The organism is Streptomyces marinisediminis, assembly GCF_026262575.1.
Lineage (GTDB): Bacteria > Actinomycetota > Actinomycetes > Streptomycetales > Streptomycetaceae > Streptomyces > Streptomyces marinisediminis.
Genome location: NZ_JAPKFL010000133.1, coordinates 1 through 327, shown reverse-complemented (window position 1 = coordinate 327; position 327 = coordinate 1). Strand labels below are relative to the sequence as shown.

The window sequence follows — 327 nt, the reverse complement described above, 5'->3', positions numbered from 1 at the left end:
TTCCAGCGTCCGCGAACGCCTCTCGGCGTCGTCCGCCGCCCGGTCCGCGGCGTCGCCGCCGCCCGCGGCCCCGTACAGGCCGTCCAGGTCCCAGCCGCGGTCCGTGGGGAACGGGGCGATGCCGTCGGCACCGTCGGCCACCAGCCGCCACAGGTCCTCCGGCGAGGCGACGCCGCCGGGGTAGCGGCAGGCCATGCCGACGATGACGACCGGGTCGTCCGCGTCGACCGCCGCACCGTTCGCGGGCACCGGCGCCGCGGCCGGCTCCGGCGCCGCCCCGCCCAGTTCGTCCGCGAGGTGGGCCGCGAGCACGTCGGCCGACGGATA

The 327-nt window shown here is 79.2% G+C and carries 1 protein-coding gene; it reads right to left on the bottom strand.

What is annotated here, in order from left to right; genetic code table 11:
- The coding region (locus tag OSB71_RS24400; protein WP_265950970.1) for a beta-ketoacyl synthase N-terminal-like domain-containing protein at positions 1-327 on the bottom strand (327 nt) is incomplete at both ends.